The organism is Frateuria defendens (assembly GCF_001182895.1).
Classification (GTDB): Bacteria; Pseudomonadota; Gammaproteobacteria; order Xanthomonadales; family Rhodanobacteraceae; genus Frateuria_B; species Frateuria_B defendens.
The window spans coordinates 1-17,937 of the sequence record NZ_LFQR01000138.1 but is presented as its reverse complement, the minus strand read 5'-3'; the positions used below and the strand labels follow the sequence as shown (position 1 = coordinate 17,937).

Sequence of the window (17,937 nt, the reverse complement as noted above, 5' to 3'; positions counted from 1 at the left end):
CGATGGCCATCACCATCAGCGCCGTCAGCACCGGGTTGCGGCGCAGGCTGCGCAGGCCGAGTTCAAGGTAGTAACCGAACATCTACTCCTCCCATCCGAATCCCCACCTGCGAGGCAGCTTCGACCTCTCGCAGCACCCTCTTTCATACCGACCGCGTCGCCTCCACCGGCGGCACCTTCGACGCCCGCAGCGCCGGTGCCAGCACCGCGCCCTGCCCCAGCAGCAACAGCAACACCACGCCCACCGCCACGTAGGCCAGCGACAGCGGCGGCATCGCGAAGCGCACCACCAGCCACAGGTTCATCGCCACCGCCAGCAGCACGCCGAGCAGCACGCCGCCGCCGCTGATCAGGAGGTTCTCGGTGAGGAAGTAGCCCAGGATGTCGCGCTGGCGCGCCCCCAGCGCCCGGCGCACGCCGATCTGCTTGCGCCGCTGGCCCACCCAGAAACTGGTGAGCCCGACGATGCCCGCGGCGGTGATCGCCAGCAGTACGGCGCAGATCACGCCCATCAGGATCGCCATGCCGCGGTCGCTGTCGTAGGCACGCCGGCGGATCTCGGCGAAGCTGCCGCCATCGGCAGGGTCGAGGATGCGCTGGCGGCTCTGCGCGTACAGCGCCCGGGGCGCCTCGCGCATGGCCGCGTCGAGCTGGCCGGGCTTGGCGCGCACGATGTAGTACAGCCCGATGGGCCAGGCCTGGCGCAGCGGCCACAGCATCGACTGGTAGGCGTAGGCGGCCTGCCAGGCCTCCACGCTCTGCGTCTGCAGGCGCTCGACGATGCCGACGATGGTGCTCGGCGTCGCGCTCATCGCATACAGCGGCTTGCCCAGCGCGGCGCCGCCCGGATACATGCGTTCGGCCAGTTCGCGGGTGACGATGACCACCGACGGCACCACGTTCTCGCGCAGGCCGATGGCGCCGACCTCGTCGGCGCGGAAGTTGCGCCCGGCCACCAGCTTCACGCCCAGCGTGTCCAGCAGGTGCTCGTCGCCCAGGTAGACGGCGGCGTCCGAGGTCGGCTCCACCTGCTCGGGCGTCAGCGCCACGAAGTTGTCCCAGCCGCCGCCGCGCAGCGGATAGGAGTTGCTGGGCGTGGCGTCGCGCACGCTGGGCAGCTGCCGCAACGCGGCCAGGTCGGCCCGGATCTGCGCGTCGATCTGCGCCGTGGACAGGCTGCCGCCTGCCCACTGGTTGGCGATCACGAACAGGTTGGCCTCGTCGATGCCGGTGGGCTCGGACAGGTGCGCCAGGCGCTGCTGGATGATGAACAGCGCATTGCAGACGATCGCCAGCGTCAGCGCGATCTGCAACACGATCAGCACGGTGCCCGCCTTGTGGCGGCGCAGTGCGGCGAGGATGGGTTTGATCTGCATGCCGAGCCCTCCCTCAATGCGACTTGAGCTGCCACGCCGGCTGCACCTGCGCCGCGCGCCAGGCCGGGTAGAACGCCGCCAGCAACGTAGCGAGCACGGCCACCGCCAGGCACAGCCCCACCAGCGGAAAATCCAGCTGCGCCAGGCGCGCGATCTGCGGCTTGAACAGCACGCCCACGCCGCCAATGCCCAAGGCGGTGAGCAGCAGCCCCAGCACGCCGCCGGCCAGGCCCACCGAGGCCGCCTCGACCAGGTATTGCGCGTAGATCTGCCGGCGCGGCGCGCCCAGCGCGCGGCGCACGCCGATCTCGCCCGCGCGGCGCATGAACTTCGCCAGCAGCAGGCCCACGGTGTTGACCAGGCAGATCACAAAGAAGCCCAGCGCCACGACCAGGGCGATGCGGCTCTCCGGCGGCACCACCTGCAGGTAGTCCAGCCACTGCATGACGTCGCGCAGGCGCACGTTGGGCGCCCAGGCGAAGCGGCCGGCGCGCTGCTGGTCCGCGGCGTAGCTTTCCAGGAAGCCGCGGTAGCGCGCCGCCTCCGCCTCGCCCTCCAGCTCCACCCACGGCGTGATCCACACGCAGTTGCTGCGCAGCCATCCCTCCCAGCCGCTGAAGTCCGGCTTGCCGCGGCAGCTGTTGTTGCCGGCGGTGTCGAGCTTGAGATCGATCGCACGGGTGAACGGCAGGTAGAAATCCGCCGGGTCGCGCTGGAAGCCGTTGCTGCCGCCCCACACCGCGAAGAAGCGCGGCTTGGGGTCCCAGTGCCCGGCCACGCCCACGACGCGGTAGGCGTGGCCGCCGAGCACGATCTCGCGCCCCACGCTGTCGGCGCCGCCGAACAGGTGCTGGTTGAGGGCCTCGCTCAGCACCACGATGGCGGCGTGGTGCGCGTCGTCGGCCGCGCTCCAGGGGGCGCCGTAGCGGAACGGCACCTCGAACATCGGGAAGAAATCCCCATAGGCCGCATAGCCGTTGGCGCCGACCGGCAGGCTGCGCCCGCCTTCCGGCGACACCGATAGCCACAGCGGGTAAAGCAGCGTCTGGCGCAGCGCCCGGTGCGCGCGCATCAGCGCCATGGCGTCCACGTAGTTCAGCGCATAGGGCGGCTCACCCTGGATGTTCTGCTGCGGCCCCCAGCTGTCGATCTGCGGCGTGAAGAGGCGCTCCGACTTCGCCGGGATCGGGTTGCCCGACACCGCCCGGAACACCGAGTAGGTGATCATCGACGCCGCCACGCCGAAGCCGATGGCCATCACCATCAGCGCCGTCAGCACCGGGTTGCGGCGCAGGCTGCGCAGGCCGAGCTGGAAGTAGTAGGCGAACATGTCGGTGTGGTTCTCCGGGGACTCAGGGCGCATCGTGGCAAGCGGCTCATTCGAGCAGCCGGTTGGCGTCCTCCAGGTCGTGCACGTCGATGGTGCCGGCGGCCTGCTTGAGCAGCAGCTTGTTCAGGATGAACTGGTGGCGCACCACGGTGTATTCGCTCTCCACCTCGGCCAGCGTCTGGATCGCCACCACCACGTTGGTGAGGCTCTGCGTGCCGATCTCGTAGCCGGCGCGCATCGAGGCCAGCGACTTCCTGGCCGAGTCCACCGAGTCGCGTGCGCTCTGCACCTGCTCGATGCCGTCCACCACCAGGTTGTAGTAGTTGTTGGCGTCGCGCGCGGCCTGGCGGCGCTGGCTCTCCAGCACGCCGCTGTCCTCGTCGCGCTGGTGGATCGCCTGGCGCACCTGCGACTGGGTGAGGCCACCGCTGAACAGCGGCACGCTCAGGGTCAGGCCCACCGTGGTGGTGCCCGGCCCGTAGCCGGCGCCGCCGCGCGCCACGTTGGACCAGCTGCCGTACTTGCTGTAGCCCACGTTGGCGTTGAGCGTGGGCAGGTGGCCGGCGCGCGCCGCGTTGATGTGCCGCTCGTCGGCCGTCACCACGTGGCGCGCGGCGAGGATGGCGGGGTTGCTCTGCATCGCCGCTTCCACCCAGGCCTTGGGGTCGGCCGGCGCGGGCGGCTGCATGGGCAGGTCCTCGCGCAGCTTCTTCAAGGCGCCGGTCTGCCGGCCGGTGATCTGCTCCATGGCGCGCAAGGCGTCCTTGAGCGCGTTCTGCGCGGTGATCCGCTGCGACTTGATGTAGAGGTAGTAGGCCTGCGACTGCGATACGTCCGCCGCCATCGCCAGGCCGTTCTTGAAGCGCTCGCTGGACTGGTGGTACTCCTGTTTGTAGGCGTCCTCGTAGGACTGGTACACCGCCAGCTGGTCCTGCGCGATCAGCACGTTGAAGTAGGCGCCTGCCACGCGCACGTAGAGGTTCTGCAGGGCGGCGCGGTAGGTCTCCTCCTGCGCGTCGCGGGTGGCCTGCGCGGCGCGCAGGCTGGCGATGCGGGAGAGATCGAGGATCGGCTGCACGAGTTCGCCGCTCACCGAGCGCGAGCGGGTATGGCCGCCGGCGCCGGTCTCGATGATGTTGCCGTTGGCATCGGTGGTGGTCGAGCCGCCACCGCCGCCGTGGAACTGCTGCAGGCTCAGCCCCGCGGAGAGCTGCGGCAGCAGCGCCGCGCGCGCCTGCGGCACGCCCTCGGCCACCACCAGCCGCGCGGCGTCGGCGGTGGCCAGCACCGGGTCGTTGGCGATAGCCTCGCGGTAGGCGTCCATCAGGTCCTCGCCGTGGACGGCGAGCGGGGCCAGCACCAGCCCCAGCGCGAGCAGCAGCGGCTTCACGCGCAGGGGGTTTCGCAGCGGACGGTGAGTGCGGCGCACGGGTGGGACCTCAACCGGAAACCGTATCGTGCGTCCGCGCGCCGGCATGGAAGCGCGGATCCTCGGCGAGGTCCACCACCTGGCCGTCGATGATGTGCACGTTGCGCTGGGCGCGCGCGGCCAGTTCCGGGTCGTGCGTCACCATCACGATGGTGGCGCCCTCGCGGTGGATCTCCTCCAGCAGTTCCAGCACGCCGCGGGCCATCTGCGTGTCCAGGTTGCCGGTGGGCTCGTCCGCCAGCAGCAGGCGCGGGCTGCCGGCCAGCGCGCGGGCGATCGCCACGCGCTGCTGCTGGCCACCGGAAAGCTCCGCCGGGTAGTGCTTGTAGCGCGAGGCCAGGCCCACGCGCTCGAGCGCGTCCATGATGCGCTGCTTGCGCTCGGCCGCCTTCATGCCGCGGTAGCGCAGCGGCACTTCCACGTTGTCGAACACGTTGAGGTCGGGGATCAGGTTGAAGGCCTGGAAGATGAAGCCGATCTTCTCGTTGCGGATCTTCGAGCGCGCGTTGTCATTGAGCTGGCTCACCTCGATGCCGTCCAGGTGGTAGGTGCCGCCGGTGAAGGTTTCCAGCAGACCGGCGATGGTGAGGAAGGTGGTCTTGCCCGAGCCCGAGGGGCCGGTGACGGCGACGAACTCGCCCTCCTTCACGTCGATGTTGAAATCACGCAGCGCGTAGGTCTCCACCACTTCGGTGCGGTAGACCTTGGACAGGTGGGTCATCTTCAGCATGGCTTGCTCCTTGGTGAATAGGGAATCGGGAAGGGGGAATCGGAGACCGGCCGGGCCGCGCGAGCTTTTGCGCTCTTGCTATTCCCTATTCCCGACTCCCGATTCCCAGCACGTCAGCGACTAATCGCCACCCGCGCCGCGTTCTTGAAGCTGTCGGTGCCGGAGATCACGATGCGCTCGCGTTCCTTGAGACCGTCGAGGATCTCCACCTTGTCGATGCTGCTGGCGCCCACGCGGATCGGCCGCTTCTCGGCCACGCCGTCGCGCACCACGTAGGCGTAGCTGCCGCCCGATTCGTCCACGAACGAGCCGCGCTGCACGGTGAGCACGTCCTCGCGGTGGTCGAGCAGCACGCGCACCGACAGGCGCTGGTTCTGGCGCAGCTGCCTGGGCGTGGTGCCCTCGAAGCGCAACCGCGCGGCCACCTCGCCGTTCACCACCTCGGGCGAGATCGCGCTCACCAGGCCCTTCCAGGTGTTGCCGTTGCCGCTGATCTCGCCGGTCATGCCGATGCCGAGATCGCGGGCGAAGCTCTCCGGCACCTTCATCTCCACTTCCAGCGCGGAGAGGTCGATCACCGAGAGCAGCTGCGCGTCCTTGGCCACCGTGGCGCGCTCGGCGATGAACAACTGGCCGACCTGGCCGTCCACCGGCGAGCGCACGTCGAGGTTGCGCACCTGGCGCTCGAGGTCCTGCACCGCCAGCATCTGGTTGTCGTGGGCGAGCTTCTTGGCCTGGATGTTGAAGCGCAGGCTGTCTTCGTTCATGCCCAGGCCCGACTTGGCGTGCGCCAGCGCGATGCGCGCCTTCTCCAGCGTGTCCTTGGCCTGGTCCACCGCCACGTTGGTGGAGGCGCCGGCGGCGAAGGCCTTCTGCTCGCGGGTGAGGTTGGTCTCGGCGCTCTTGGCGTCGATCTGCGCGTTGTCGTAGGTCTTCTGCAGCTCCGCGCGCTTGCTGCGCGCGTCCACCTCGGCCTGCAGGTAGTCCACCTGCATGGCGTCGGCCTTGGACTGCTCCTGCGCCAGCTTGTTCTTGAGCTCGGGGCTGTCGATCATCGCCAGCACCTGCTCCTTCTTCACCGCGTCGCCGGCGTGCACCTCGAGCGTCACCGCGCCGCCGTAGGTGGCGTAGAGCGTGGGGCTGACCGCCGCCACCACCTTGCCCTCGGCGGCGATGTCGCGCACGAACGGCCCGCGCTCCACGGTGGCGAAGGCAAGGCGCGAGGCGCTCACCGAGGCGTCCGCCGAGAACAGCCGCAGGATGCCCGGCATCGCCAGCGCCAGGGCGACCAGCACGGCGATGCCGCCGCCGATCCACAGCAGGCGGCGGCGACGGTTGGGTTTGACCTCGACCATGCGGTCTTGCGCGGAGGTGTCGCGAATCATCGAACTGTCCCCTGGCCGCGGACAGCGCGGCCATGCTCCCCGTTGGAGCAAACCGTGTGCCAAGCCGGCAGGGCGACAGGAACCCCTTGTGATTCAGTCCATTGGCGATGCGGCTGCGCGCGCGTCCACTGTCCGCGGACACTTGGGCGGACAGCTGGACAACGGCGCGGACACCACCGCGCTCAACCGGGCGCGAGCGGGCGCTGCACGTGCACCGATTCCGCCTTGGCGATGCGCAGGGCGAGCTGGCTGCCCAGCGGCGACATCGCGGTGGGCGTGCGGGCGTCGAGCAGGCTCATGCCGGCCAGCGTGCGCGCCTGGAAGCGCAGCACATGCGCCCCGGCCGGGCAGAACACCGCCGGCGCGCGCAGCGGCGCAGCGCCCGGCGCGCCGGCGGCCAGCAGCGCATCCCAGGCGAGGTAGTCGGTGTCGGGCAGCAGGTACAGCCGGGCCAGCACGCGGCCCTGGCGGTCCACCGCATCCAGCCATTCGCGCGGGCCGTCGCCGGTGACCAGGCTGGCCGCGAACAGGCCACGCAACCCGGCCAGCGGGGCCAGTTCGGCGCGCAGCGGCAGCAGTCCGCCGGCCGGAGCAGGGGCGACGCGGGCGGGCAGGTACAGCACGCAGCCCAGCGCCGGCAGCCGCGCGGCGCATGCGCGCGGGTCGAGCCAGCGCACGTGGCGCGGCGCCGGCGCGGCGAGGCCGCGCGCGGGCAGGACGGAACGGATCATCGACCACATGGCAAGGCTCCATGTCAGAGCCCGGCTGGCGATGTGCTGGCGGGGGCGTGGACTGCGGCGCCCATGAAGCGCCGTGCAAAGAGGCGGGCGTTACTTGGTCAGGATCAGCTTGTCGTTGCGGGTCAGGCGCAGGTGGTACTCGCCGCCCTGGTGCTGGATCACCAGCTCGCGCCCGCCTTCGAGCAGACTGTCGCTGCTGATGCGCCGCACCGCGGTGGCGTTGGTGGATGGCATCCGGTGCCCCGGCGACAGCGGCAGGCTGGACGGCGAAACAAGCGTGGGAATGCTGACGGACATGGGAGGGACTCCAGCGGCAGGCGGGCTTCAGATGATAATAATTCTCATTTGATCGTCAAGCGACCTAGCCAACATCTGGATTTTTCGCGGCCCATCGCGGCTTTCCGGACCCGCCCCGCCCGCACGCGGCGCCTCGCCGGCGCGGCTTCTCCCCTTGGCGCGCCCAGCGTGATCCCGCAGGGCCCTAACCCGCCCCACCCTCCACCACACGCTCGATCCGCTGCTTGAGCGCGAGATCGAAGTGCGGCAGGAGATCGAGCACGGCCAGGTTCTGCTCCAGCTGCTCGCGCCGGCTGGCGCCCAGCAGCACCGTGGACACTTGCGGATTGGCCAGGCACCAGGCGATGGCGAGCTGGGCCGGCGTGGCGCCCAGCTCGGCCGCCAGCGGGCGCAGCCCGCGCACCCGCGCCGCGCGCGCGCCGCCCTCGCCCAGGGCGATCTCGCGCAGCCATTCGTAGCCCGGCTGGGCCAGGCGCGAATCCTCCGGCACGCCGTGGTCGTACTTGCCACTGAGCAGGCCCGAGGCCAGCGGCGACCAGATCGTGGTGCCCATGCCGTAGGCGGCATACAGCGGCGCGTACTCCACCTCCACCCGCTCGCGGTGCAGCAGGTTGTACTGCGGCTGCTCGGCCACCGGCGCGGCGTAGCCGCCCTCGCGCGCCACCCGGTGCGCCTCGTGGATCGCCGCCGCCGGCCATTCGCTGGTGCCCCAGTACAGCACCTTGCCCTGGCGCACCAGTAGGTCCATCGCCGCCACCGTCTCGGCGACCGGCGTGTCCGGGTCGGGCCGGTGGCAGAAGTAGAGGTCGAGGTAATCCACGCGCAGCCGCTGCAGGGCCTGGTGGCAGGCCTCGACCACGTGCTTGCGCGAGAGCCCGCGCTGGGTCGGCCGCGGGTGCTCCACCGCGCCGAAGAACACCTTGCTCGACACGCAGTAGCTGTCGCGCGGCAGGCGCAGGTCCACCAGCACGTCGCCCATCAATTGCTCGGCCTCGCCGTGGTTGTAGGTCTCGGCGTTGTCGAAGAAGTTGATGCCGCGGTCCCAGGCCAGCGAGAGCAGCTCGCGCGCCTGCTTGCGCCCCACCTGCTGGCCGAAGGTGACCCAGGCGCCGAAGGAAAGCGCGGACAGTTGCAGGCCGGTGCTGCCGAGGCGGCGGTATTGCATGCGGTATCTCCGGTACGAAAAGCCCAGGATGATGCCAGTTCCGGCTCCGTCCGAGCCGGCTGCCCACAGCCGCCGAGCCGCGGCCATCCGGGATCCCCTGTGGGCGCGCTTCGGCTGTCGCCAAGCGCGCGGTGCCCGCGCGGGTGGAAGCGCGGCGGGCGCGGCCTTTAGTGCTGGCGACTCGCGGCCGGCATCGCCGCCGGGTCCATCCAGAAGATCCCCCACATGTGCCCGTCGAGGTCGGCGAGGTCGCGGGTGTACATGAAGCCGAAGTCCTCGGCCGGGTTCACATCGGCCTGTCCACCGTGGGCCGCGGCGGCACGGTTCATCGCATCGACGGCGTCGCGGCTGCCCATCGACAGCGAGAGCATCGACCCGCTCGTCCCGGCCGGCGGGAACGGCCGCTGTGTGAACGTCCGCCATTTGGCGTGGGTGAGCAGCATGGCGTAGATCGCCTCGCTCCACACCATGCAGGCGGAGGCATCGTCGCCGAATTGCGGGTTCTGCTCGAACCCTAAGGCCTTGTAGAAGGCCACCGAGGCCTCGAGGTCGGCGACCGGCAGGCTGACGAAGATCATCTTGGTCATGGGGTTTTCCTGTGGCAGGCGGAGGCGCCGCCAGTACGACGATCGAACAGCGTCCGAATCGACCACGGCGGCACCGGCCGGCCGGATGCCGCCACCATGTCCTCCCGGCCGCCTTGCCGCCGTTACAGGTCCAGGGTCACGTTGAGGAAGTACGAGCGCGGGTCGCCGAGGAAGATGTAGGTGGCCGATCCGCCGATCCAGTAGGACTTGTTGAAGGCATTGTTGATGCCGGCGCGATAGGTGACGAGGTGGCCGCCGACCATCTGGGCGTACTTGGCGCTGAAGTCGAAGAGCACGTAGCTCGGCGCCTTGATGGTGAGGCGCCTGGTGGCGTTCTGGTAGGCCACCGTCTCGCCGGTGTAGCGCGCGTTGGCGCCGAAGGCCAGGCCCTCGATGCCCGGCACCGTGTAGTCCAGGTGCAGCGCGCCGCCGAAGCGGTAGGCGCCGGGCACGCGCTTGCCCAGCAGCCAGGGCGAGGAGGCGTTGAGGTAATCCGCCTTCTGCAGGTAGACCGCCGAAGCGCCGACCGTGAGGTTGCGGGTGAAGTGCACGTCGAGCGCGCCGTCCAGGCCCTGGTAGCGGCTGATGCCGCTCTGCACGAACACGTTCCTGTCGTTGGCGTAGCCCGTGCCCCGGTCCACCCGGAAGGCCGCGACGGACGACTGGATGCGCAGGCCGTCCACCTTGTAGCCGACTTCCCACTGCTTGCTTTTCTGCGGGTTGAGCAACTGGCCGACGTTCGCGTACTGCGCGCCCACCGGGCCGCCCGATTCCAGCGCCTCGGCATAGCTGGCGTAGGCGGTGCTGTCCGTGGTGGGCTTGTACATCACCGCCACTGTCGGCGTGGTTTCGTTGGTCGACACGTAGGTGGCGGCGCGCGTGTAGTTCGCCGGCGTCTTGAACGTGTAGGTGTTCTGCATCTGCTTGTAGTGCGTGAAGCGCACGCCGAGCAGGACCTTCCACTTCGCCGACAGGTCCAGCATGTCGCTGGCGAACGCCGCCGCCTGGCTGTTGGAGCTGTCCGGGAAGCTCTGCTGCCCCTTGCCGTAGTTGGATTGGTAGGAGAAGTCTTTCCAGACGTAGAGGTTGCGGTAGCCGTAGTTGACGTACTTCTGGTACTCGTAGCCCATGCCCTTGGTTTCCGCATGGCGGATCTTGGTCGCGCCCAGCACCACGTGGTTGTGCTTGCCGAACACGTCCACGTCGCCGTTCACGACCAGCTGCGCGGCGGTGTTGCTGTAGCTCTGGGAGGTTTCGAATATCCGGTCCTGGTACCTGCCGCCCGCGTCGATCAGGGCCAGGTAGTCCTTCGAATACAGCTGGTCGGTATTGCTGTAGGCAACGCTCAGGTCGGCACTCCAGTTGGGCGCCATGGTCCACCTGACGCCGGTGCCCAGATAGACGAACTCGGGGTTGTCGAAGGCCTGGTCCGCCTGCGGGTTCTGCACGATCCCCGCGGTGCCGGGCAGCTTCTCCTGCGTGTACGAAGTCAGGAACACCATCGGGCTGGGCTTGGTGAACCTGGACTTCTGGTAGATCGAATCGAACGACCATTGCAGGTTGTCGGCCAGGTTGGCGCCGAGGTTCAGGCCGAAGGCATTGCGGTGCACGCCGGTGCCGGTCTGGGTGTGGCCTTCCTCGTGGGTGGCGTTGAGGCGAAAGCCCAGGCCGCTGCCGTCGCCCGCAGCGCGCCCGATGTCCACGTGCTCCCGGTAGATGCTGTTGGAGTGGTAGCCCACGTCGAAGCTCGTCAGCGAGCCCTCTTCCGGCGGCTTCTTGGTCACGTAGTTGACCGCGCCGCCCGGCGTGGCGAAGCCGTACATGAAGCCCGAGGCGCCCTTGAGCAGCTGCACCTGGTCCATGAACTCCATCGGCAGGCTCATGCCCCAGAGCGTCACCGGCACGCCGTTGATCTTCTGGCTGCCGTCGGTGGAGGAGATGGTGATGCCGCGAACGGTGAGGAAGGAGGACCAGCCGGTGTAGTCGCTGCCCGCCTGGCGGGTCACGCTGGCGTCGTTGGCGAAGACGCCGTAGACGGAGGCGGGCTGCTTGTCCTGGATGACCTCCGAAGGCACCGCGCTGACCGAGAAGGGCATGTTGAGCTTGGAGACGGAGCCCAGGGCGCCGCCGGTCACGTCCTTGATCTCGCGCGTGGCCTTGATCACCACCGCGTTGAGGTTGACCGTCTTGTGTCCGTCCGGCGCAGTGCCCTTGCCGCCGTCGTCCGCGGGGGCCTGTGCCGCGGCGTCGGCCGCGGGCAGCGCCCAGGCGGGCGTGGCGCCGCCCGCCATCAGCATGAGGGACGCATAGATGCTCCGGGCGAGCCGGCCCCTGGCGGGGTGGATGCGGGCGGTCGCGCCGCGTCGGGCGGTGCGCATGTCGGTCGAGCTTTTCATGATGTAGGAACCCCTCATTGACTGATCGGCGCCTGCGGTCCGGCGACCGCAGGCGTGCTGTGCGCTCTCGATCCCTGCGCGCGACCGCCGCTGGCTGGCCGCTCCCCTCCCCCTACGGCCTCGCAGGCCGGGATCCCGAGGCCGCCCCGGCACGGCCGGGAACCTCGTGGGGTGTGATCCGAAACTGTTCGCCGGGCTGGCCGCTCACCCCGCCGGGTTCACGAGCCGCGGCGCGGCAAGCTCGCGCGCCTGCTCCAGGCACGGCAGGCGCCGGCGGGCGTCGGCCACCGCGGCCGGGTCGAGGTCCGCGCAGGCGATGCCCGGCTCCTCGCCGCAGCCGGCCAGCACCTCGCCGAGAGGGCCGATGATCCGGCTCTGCCCATGGGTCGGTACGCCGTCGTGTTCGCCGCACTGCGCGGCGGCGACGACATAGCTTCCGGTTTCGATGGCCCGGGCGCGCAGCAGCGTCTCCCAGTGCAGCGGCCCGGTGATGGCGGAGAACGAGGCCGGCACCAGCATCACCGTCGCGCCGGCCTTCGCCAGGCCATGGAACAGGTAGCCGAAGCGCAGGTCGTAGCAGATCGAAAAACCCAGGGTCAGCCCGCTGCCGGGCAGTGCCACCGCCAACGGCGCGTCCTCGCCGGGGCGCACCACGGCCGACTCCTGGAAGTCGCCCTGCCCGCCCAGCCGCACGTCGAAGGTGTGCAGCTTGTCGTAGTGGGCCACCACCTCGCCGCGCGGCGAGATGAGATAGCTGCGGTTCCAGATCCGGTCGCCCTCCTCGGTGCGGACGAGCAGCGACCCGCTGTGCAGCCAGATGCCGTGGCGGGCGGCCAACTCGCGGCACAGGCGCAAGGTGGTGTCGTCGCGCTCCGGGACGCAGACGGCCGGGTAGCGGCGGTTGTCGCGCAGGAGGATGTTGGCCGCCTCCGGCAGGCACACCACCTGCGCACCGGCGGCCGCACCGCGCGCCACCGCCTCGGCGATGGCGCGGTTGTTGGCCTCTACGTCGGGCGTGGTACAGAGCTGGACGGCGGCGAATCGGATGGGTGGCGTCATGGCGGCCTCCGTCAGTCGTGTTCGGCAAGAAAACCCGCGACCGTCTCCATGGTCCCTTCGCGCTCCTCGACGTGGCACATGTGCGCCGAGCGCTCCATCAGCACCCAGCGCGCGCCGGGGATGCGCTCGGCGTAGGCCGCCACGCAGGCGGGCGTCGCCTCGTCGTGGCGGCCGGACATCACCAGGGTGGGCACAGCGATCCGTTCGAGCCGCTCCTCGATGCTCCATGCGCGCAGGCTGCCGATCACATGGAACTCGGTGGGGCCGTTCATGGTGCGGTAGACGGTGGGGTCGCTCTCCACCGCCGCGAAGGTGCGCCGCACTTCCTCGGGCCACACCGCCAGGCGGCAGACGTGTCGGCGGTAGAACACCTCGGTGGCCGCCAGGTAATCCGGGTGGTCGTAGTCGCCGCGCTGCTCGTGCAGGTCGAGCGCGCGCTGCACGTCCGCCGGCAGGTCGCGGCGCAGCCGCTTCGCCTCGGCCACCCACAGCGGGAACGAGGAAGGCGAGGAAACGATCACCAGCGCATTGAGCCCCGCCGGCCGCAGCACGGCGTGCTCGGCCGCCAGCATGCCGCCCCAGGACTGGCCCAGCACGTCGTAGCGCGCGGCGATGCCCAGGTGCCGCACCAGGTTGTCCAGCTCGTCCAGGAACAGCGGGACGGTCCAGAACCCGCTCGGCGCCTCGCGCAGGTGCGTGGACCGGCCGTTGCCGAGCTGGTCGTAATGGATCACCGCCCGGCCGCCCTGCGCGAGGTCCGCGAAGGCGTCCAGGTAGTCATGCGTGCAGCCCGGGCCGCCGTGGAGCACCACCAACGGCGGCCGCTCCGCGTCCAGGTCGCCGACCACGCGATACCAGGTGCGGTGGCCCAGGTAGGGTGCGTAGCCTTCGCGGCGGGCGGGAACGGTGATGGCTGACATGCGGGACCACGGCAAGAATCGGTTCCCGCTAAGCCTCCACCAATGCTCCCCGCGGCCACCAGCTATAAGAAATTACAGTTCCATTCCGAACCCGCCCCCCTAGCATAAGGAGCGAACGCGGACGGCGCGCCCGGCAAGACTACGGACGTCCAGCCGTCCATACGCAAAGCCGTTCGCCAGCCCCGGCAGCGGGGCGGGCGAAGGCGCCGCTCTTTGACAGCTTGCGCATTCCCCTCACCGCGCCAGCAGCCCGAAGTGGGCCGCGCGGGCGATCGCCTGGGCCCGGTTGCGGCCGCCCAGCTTGCGCGCCGCCGACTGCAGGTGAAGGATCACCGTAGACTCCGAGCGGTTGAGCTTCCAGGCGATCCGCTTGGTCGAGAGGCCCTCGGCGGCCAGCGAAAGACACTCCAGTTCGCGCGGGCTCAGCGACACCCCGGCGGGCGCCAGTTCGCGCGCGCTGAACAGGCGCACCACGCGATCGTTCATCACGTGCGCCAGATAGGTGAACTGGACCACGCAGCCGCCCACCGAGGCACCGAGCCGGCGGAAGGTGTCGTCCCGCCACAGGCCGGTCATCGTCGCAAAACGGTTGCCCGGCATGTGCAGGGGCACCGTGACGCCCTGCGAGATGCCGCAGTCGCGGAGAAACGTCGCCACCGGCGCCGACCAATCGTCGAGGACACCCTGCAGCGCCGAGCGCTCGCCCTGCCGGTACGACCAGAAGAACGGCCGCGAACCGCGCAGCGCCAGCCTCTGCACCGGGTCGCGCTGGTACAGGCCATGGCCCACCCACAGCTCGCGCATGTCCTGCGGCACGTTGCGGAACTCGACCACGCTGGGCGTGATCAGGCGGCCCTCCGGCGTGGTCGAGACCGGGGCGAAGTCGTAGGTCACCGCGTCGAAGCCCAGCTGTGCGGCCAGCCCGTAGGAACAGTCCAGGCAGTCGGACACGCTGGTAGCCAGTTCGCCGTCGTCCTGAAAGCAGAGATCCGCGAGAGAGTCGAGCATGGCCTGGGCCCCCGGAAGTCGTTGCTTGAAGCGGCCGGCCCCCAGCCGGCGCCCGCGAGGCGCGCCGGCGCGAACACCCGCCGCGGCGGCCTCGCCCGAAGCGTTATCAACCGGCAAATCCGAAGTCAAGGTCGGCGATGACGCACCGCGCGCCGGCCTGGCCAGCGGCAGGCGCCCGTTGCGGCAGCCCCGGCTTCGCCGCGCGCCGCCATGGCCCGGGCCCTGCGACGAAGCGCCGCCTGGCTCCGGCGCCACGCCTGGGCGATGAGTGAGCCGAGGGAGCCGAGGGAATGCGCAAGCCGATCGAGCGCGCACGCGACGTACCCACGAACCCGGCGGACGCCATCGCGGCCGTCACGAGCGCCCTGCGCCACACCAGCGGAGAACCGACATCGACACGCAGCCGCTCCACCACGCCACCGCCGCGCCGAGAAGCGGCCGGGTCCCGGCCCAGGCCTGCCGCTACGACCAGCGGTTCTCCTACTGCCTCTACGTACCCGCGCAGCTGGCGCCCGGGCAGGCGCGCCTCTTCGTCGCCGTGCACGGCAGCGAGCGCGACAACCAGGCCTACTGCGACGCCTTCCAGGACCTCGCCGACGCGGCCGGCATGATCGTCCTGGCGCCCCTGTTCCCATGCGGGATCATCGACCCGGACGACACCCACAACTACAAGTACATCGAGTACGCCGGCATCCGCTTCGACCGGGTCCTGCTGGACATGGTGGCCGAGGTCGAGGCCCGCTACCGGCTCGCCGGGCGCCGCCTGTGGCTGTTCGGCTTCTCGGGCGGCGCCCATTTCGCGCACCGCTTCGCGTACCTGCATCCCGCGCGGCTGGACGCCGTGTCGATCTGCGCGCCGGGCTCGCCCACCCTGCTCGACGCCGGCCTGCCCTGGTGGCTGGGCGTGGCCGACCTGGAACAGCGCTTCGGCGTGGCGCTGAACCTGGAGGCCATCCGCCGGCTGCGCATCCACCTGGCCGTCGGCGAACAGGACCTGGGCACCGCCGCCATCGCGCACCGCCCCGGCAGCGCGCACTGGATGCCCGGCGCCGACGCGCTGGGCGCGACGCGCGTGGAGCGGCTGGCGGCGCTGGCGGCCAGCCTGAGGCGCCAGGGCGTCGCCGTCCACGAGGAGCAGGTGCCCGGCGCCGCGCACGACCGCGCCGCCCTGATCGCCTGCGCCAAGCGCTATTTCCGCTCGCTGCTCGAACCGGAGCGGCTCGAACCGGAGCTGCTTGCATCGTGACGACCGACACCCCGCTTCCCATGCCCCGCATCCGGCAGCGGATGCGCCGCGGCCAGGCCGCCCGCGGCGGCTGGCTGTTCCTGGGCAGCCCGGCCGTGACCGAAGTGCTGGCCGACACGCCCGTGGACGCGCTGATCATCGACCTGGAGCACACCTGCGCCAGCCTGGACACGGCCCTGATGCAGCTGCGTGCCGCCGGCACGCGCGGGCCCGACGTGCTCGCGCGCGTGGACGCGGCCGGCTCGCCGCTGATCAAGCCGCTGCTCGACGCCGGCGTGCAGGGCATCCTGGCACCGAACGTGGAGTCGGCCGAGCAGGCGGCGCAGCTGGTGGCCGCCTGCCACTACCCGCCGCTGGGCCGGCGCGGCCTGCACTACACGGTGTCCCGCGCGGCGCGCTGGGGCGCTTGCGGCGAGGCTTACGCGGCCGGCGCGCGCGAGCATACCCTCGTGGTGGCGATGATCGAGTCGGCCGCAGGCGTGGCGGCCATCCCCGAGTTGGCCCAGGTGCCCGGGCTCGACATGCTCTTCATCGGCCCGCTGGACCTCTCCGCCAGCATCGGCCAGCCGGGCGACTACGGCTGCGCGGCCTTCCGCGAACTCTGGCACGAGGCGGAGCGCCGCTGCCTCGAACATGGGCTCGCCCTCGGCGGCACGGTGCTGCCGGGCCACGGCTTCGACGCGCTGGCGGCGCGCGGCTACGCCTTCGTCACCCTCGGCTCGGACGTCGGCCTGCTGCGCCAGGCCGCCATGGCCCAGTTCGCCGGCGGCGACTGAACGCCATCGGCCCGACAACCTCCGTCTCCCCGCGCGAGAAACACCATGGACCAGCTGCCCCGCTACCGGCTCAACGCCCATCCCGACCCGCTGCCCGAGGCGCTCGTGCATGCGCTCGGCCGGGTGGAAACCTCCACCCTCGGCCACGGCGTGCCCTGGCACCTGATGGCCCGCGCCATCCGCCCGCTCGACCCCGGCCAGCGCCTCGTCGGCACGGCCGTGACCCTCGCCATCCCCGGCGCCGACTCGACCCTGCTCCACCACGTCCTCGCCGGCCTGCGCCCGGGCGACGTGCTGGTGATCGACCGGCTGGGCGACACCCGGCACGCCTGCTGGGGCGGCATCGTCACCGCCGCCGCGCAGCGGGCCGGCATCGCGGGGGCGATCATCGACGGCCCCTGCACCGACCTGCCCGAGATCCGCGCCAGCGGCTTCCCGTTGTGGTGCACCGGCACCTCGCCGGTGACCACGCGCCTGCTGGACTGGGGCGGCCGGCTCAACGCGCCGGTCGCCTGCGGAGGCATCGTCGTCGCGCCGGGCGACGCCATCGTCGCCGACGCGGACGGTGTACTGGCCCTGCCGCGCGGCGAGGCGCTGGCCGCCGCCGAATGGGCGCTGGGCGTGCAGGCGTTCGCCGCCGACCTGCTGGCCGGGGTCAGGCAGGGGCAGGCCCTGGGCGATCTCAGCGGCGCCAGCCGGCTCGTGCGGGCGGGGTGCCGGGCCGGCCATGCCCACTAAGCCTTATCGCCACCTGCTGGACGGCACCTGCTGGCACTTCGGCAGCCTGCGCGAGCTGCTGGCGAAGGCCAGCCCCATGCGTTCCGGCGACGCGCTGGCCGGGCTGGCCGCGGGCTCGGAGATCGAGCGCATGGCCGCCCGGATGTGCCTGGCCGACGTGCCGCTGCGCCGCTTCCTCGACGAGGCCGTGGTGCCCTACGAGGAGGACGAAGTCACCCGGCTGATCGTGGACAGCCACGACCGCGAGGCGTTCGCCGCCATCGCCCACCTCACGGTGGGCGGCTTCCGCGACTGGCTGCTCTCGCCGGCCGCGGACAGCGCCGCCCTGGCGCGCGTGGCGCGCGCCGTCACCCCCGAGATGGCCGCTGCGGCGAGCAAGCTGATGCGCAACCAGGACCTGATCCTGGCGGCCAGCAAGTGCCGGGTGGTCACGCGCTTTCGCAATACCATCGGCCTGCCCGGGCGCCTCGCCATCCGCCTGCAGCCCAACCACCCCACCGACGATCCGCGCGGCATCGCCGCCTCGATCGTGGACGGCCTGCTCTACGGAGCGGGCGACGCCGTCATCGGCATCAACCCCGTCTCCGACCACCTCGGCAGCCTGGCGGCGCAGGTGCACCTGCTCGGCGAGATCATCGAGCGGCTGGGCATCCCCACCCAGTCGTGCGTGCTGACCCACGTCACCAACACGCTGCGGATCATCGAGCGCGGCGCGCCGGTGGACCTCGTATTCCAGTCCGTCGCCGGCACCGAGG

The 17,937-nt window shown here is 70.8% G+C and carries 17 protein-coding genes; 4 read left to right on the top strand and 13 right to left on the bottom strand.

Features of this window, described 5'->3' with window-relative positions:
• Positions 1-143 precede the first annotated feature (143 nt).
• The 13 genes from ACH65_RS15985 to ACH65_RS15925 form a co-directional block, all read right to left on the bottom strand.
• The gene (locus tag ACH65_RS15985; protein WP_049623619.1) at positions 144-1,376 is read right to left on the bottom strand and encodes an ABC transporter permease; all 1,233 of its coding nucleotides are present in this window, start codon (positions 1,374-1,376) and stop codon (positions 144-146) included.
• 13 nt (positions 1,377-1,389) lie between these two features.
• Positions 1,390-2,706, bottom strand: coding sequence for an ABC transporter permease (locus ACH65_RS15980; RefSeq protein ID WP_049623618.1), 1,317 nt, complete (start codon positions 2,704-2,706; stop codon positions 1,390-1,392).
• A gap of 46 nt (positions 2,707-2,752) precedes the next feature.
• Complete coding sequence (locus ACH65_RS15975; RefSeq protein WP_336884812.1) at positions 2,753-4,096, bottom strand: TolC family outer membrane protein; 1,344 nt, start codon at positions 4,094-4,096, stop codon at positions 2,753-2,755.
• A 49-nt stretch (positions 4,097-4,145) separates the two neighbouring features.
• Entirely contained in the window at positions 4,146-4,865 is a 720-nt protein-coding gene (locus ACH65_RS15970; protein WP_049623617.1) for an ABC transporter ATP-binding protein, read from the bottom strand.
• A 113-nt stretch (positions 4,866-4,978) separates the two neighbouring features.
• Positions 4,979-6,250, bottom strand: a complete 1,272-nt coding sequence (locus ACH65_RS15965; protein WP_049623616.1) for an efflux RND transporter periplasmic adaptor subunit — start codon at positions 6,248-6,250, stop codon at positions 4,979-4,981.
• 182 nt (positions 6,251-6,432) lie between these two features.
• Positions 6,433-6,990 carry a hypothetical protein gene (locus ACH65_RS15960; RefSeq protein ID WP_049623615.1) on the bottom strand — a complete coding sequence of 186 codons (558 nt, stop codon included), beginning with the start codon at positions 6,988-6,990 and terminating at the stop codon, positions 6,433-6,435.
• A gap of 90 nt (positions 6,991-7,080) precedes the next feature.
• Positions 7,081-7,287 (bottom strand): hemin uptake protein HemP, encoded by a 207-nt coding sequence (gene hemP / locus ACH65_RS15955; RefSeq protein WP_049623614.1) that lies wholly within the window; start codon positions 7,285-7,287, stop codon positions 7,081-7,083.
• Between the two features lie 184 nt (positions 7,288-7,471).
• Complete coding sequence (locus ACH65_RS15950) at positions 7,472-8,452, bottom strand: potassium channel beta subunit family protein (RefSeq protein ID WP_049623613.1); 981 nt, start codon at positions 8,450-8,452, stop codon at positions 7,472-7,474.
• A 167-nt stretch (positions 8,453-8,619) separates the two neighbouring features.
• Positions 8,620-9,039, bottom strand: a complete 420-nt coding sequence (locus ACH65_RS15945) for a VOC family protein (protein ID WP_049623612.1) — start codon at positions 9,037-9,039, stop codon at positions 8,620-8,622.
• Positions 9,040-9,161: 122 nt separating this feature from the next.
• Positions 9,162-11,435 (bottom strand): TonB-dependent siderophore receptor, encoded by a 2,274-nt coding sequence (locus tag ACH65_RS15940; RefSeq protein ID WP_161805622.1) that lies wholly within the window; start codon positions 11,433-11,435, stop codon positions 9,162-9,164.
• Between the two features lie 204 nt (positions 11,436-11,639).
• Positions 11,640-12,494 carry a carbon-nitrogen hydrolase family protein gene (locus ACH65_RS15935; RefSeq protein ID WP_049623610.1) on the bottom strand — a complete coding sequence of 285 codons (855 nt, stop codon included), beginning with the start codon at positions 12,492-12,494 and terminating at the stop codon, positions 11,640-11,642.
• An 11-nt stretch (positions 12,495-12,505) separates the two neighbouring features.
• Positions 12,506-13,414, bottom strand: a complete 909-nt coding sequence (locus tag ACH65_RS15930) for a proline iminopeptidase-family hydrolase (protein WP_049623609.1) — start codon at positions 13,412-13,414, stop codon at positions 12,506-12,508.
• 234 nt (positions 13,415-13,648) lie between these two features.
• Positions 13,649-14,422: a LuxR family transcriptional regulator gene (locus ACH65_RS15925; RefSeq protein ID WP_049623608.1), complete on the bottom strand. Its 774-nt coding sequence runs from the start codon at positions 14,420-14,422 to the stop codon at positions 13,649-13,651.
• Between the two features lie 268 nt (positions 14,423-14,690).
• Here ACH65_RS15925 and ACH65_RS15920 point away from each other — a divergent pair, with 268 nt between their 5' ends.
• The 4 genes from ACH65_RS15920 to eutB all read left to right on the top strand — a co-directional run.
• On the top strand, positions 14,691-15,668 hold the full coding sequence (locus tag ACH65_RS15920) for a PHB depolymerase family esterase (protein ID WP_153242642.1): 978 nt from the start codon (positions 14,691-14,693) through the stop codon (positions 15,666-15,668).
• Between the two features lie 20 nt (positions 15,669-15,688).
• On the top strand, positions 15,689-16,444 hold the full coding sequence (locus tag ACH65_RS15915) for an HpcH/HpaI aldolase family protein (protein ID WP_064504883.1): 756 nt from the start codon (positions 15,689-15,691) through the stop codon (positions 16,442-16,444).
• Positions 16,445-16,489: 45 nt separating this feature from the next.
• Entirely contained in the window at positions 16,490-17,182 is a 693-nt protein-coding gene (locus ACH65_RS15910; RefSeq protein WP_049623607.1) for an RraA family protein, read from the top strand.
• A partial coding sequence (eutB, locus tag ACH65_RS15905; protein WP_049623606.1) for an ethanolamine ammonia-lyase subunit EutB occupies positions 17,172-17,937 on the top strand: 766 nt, incomplete at its 3' end. The genes ACH65_RS15910 and eutB, both read left to right, overlap by 11 nt.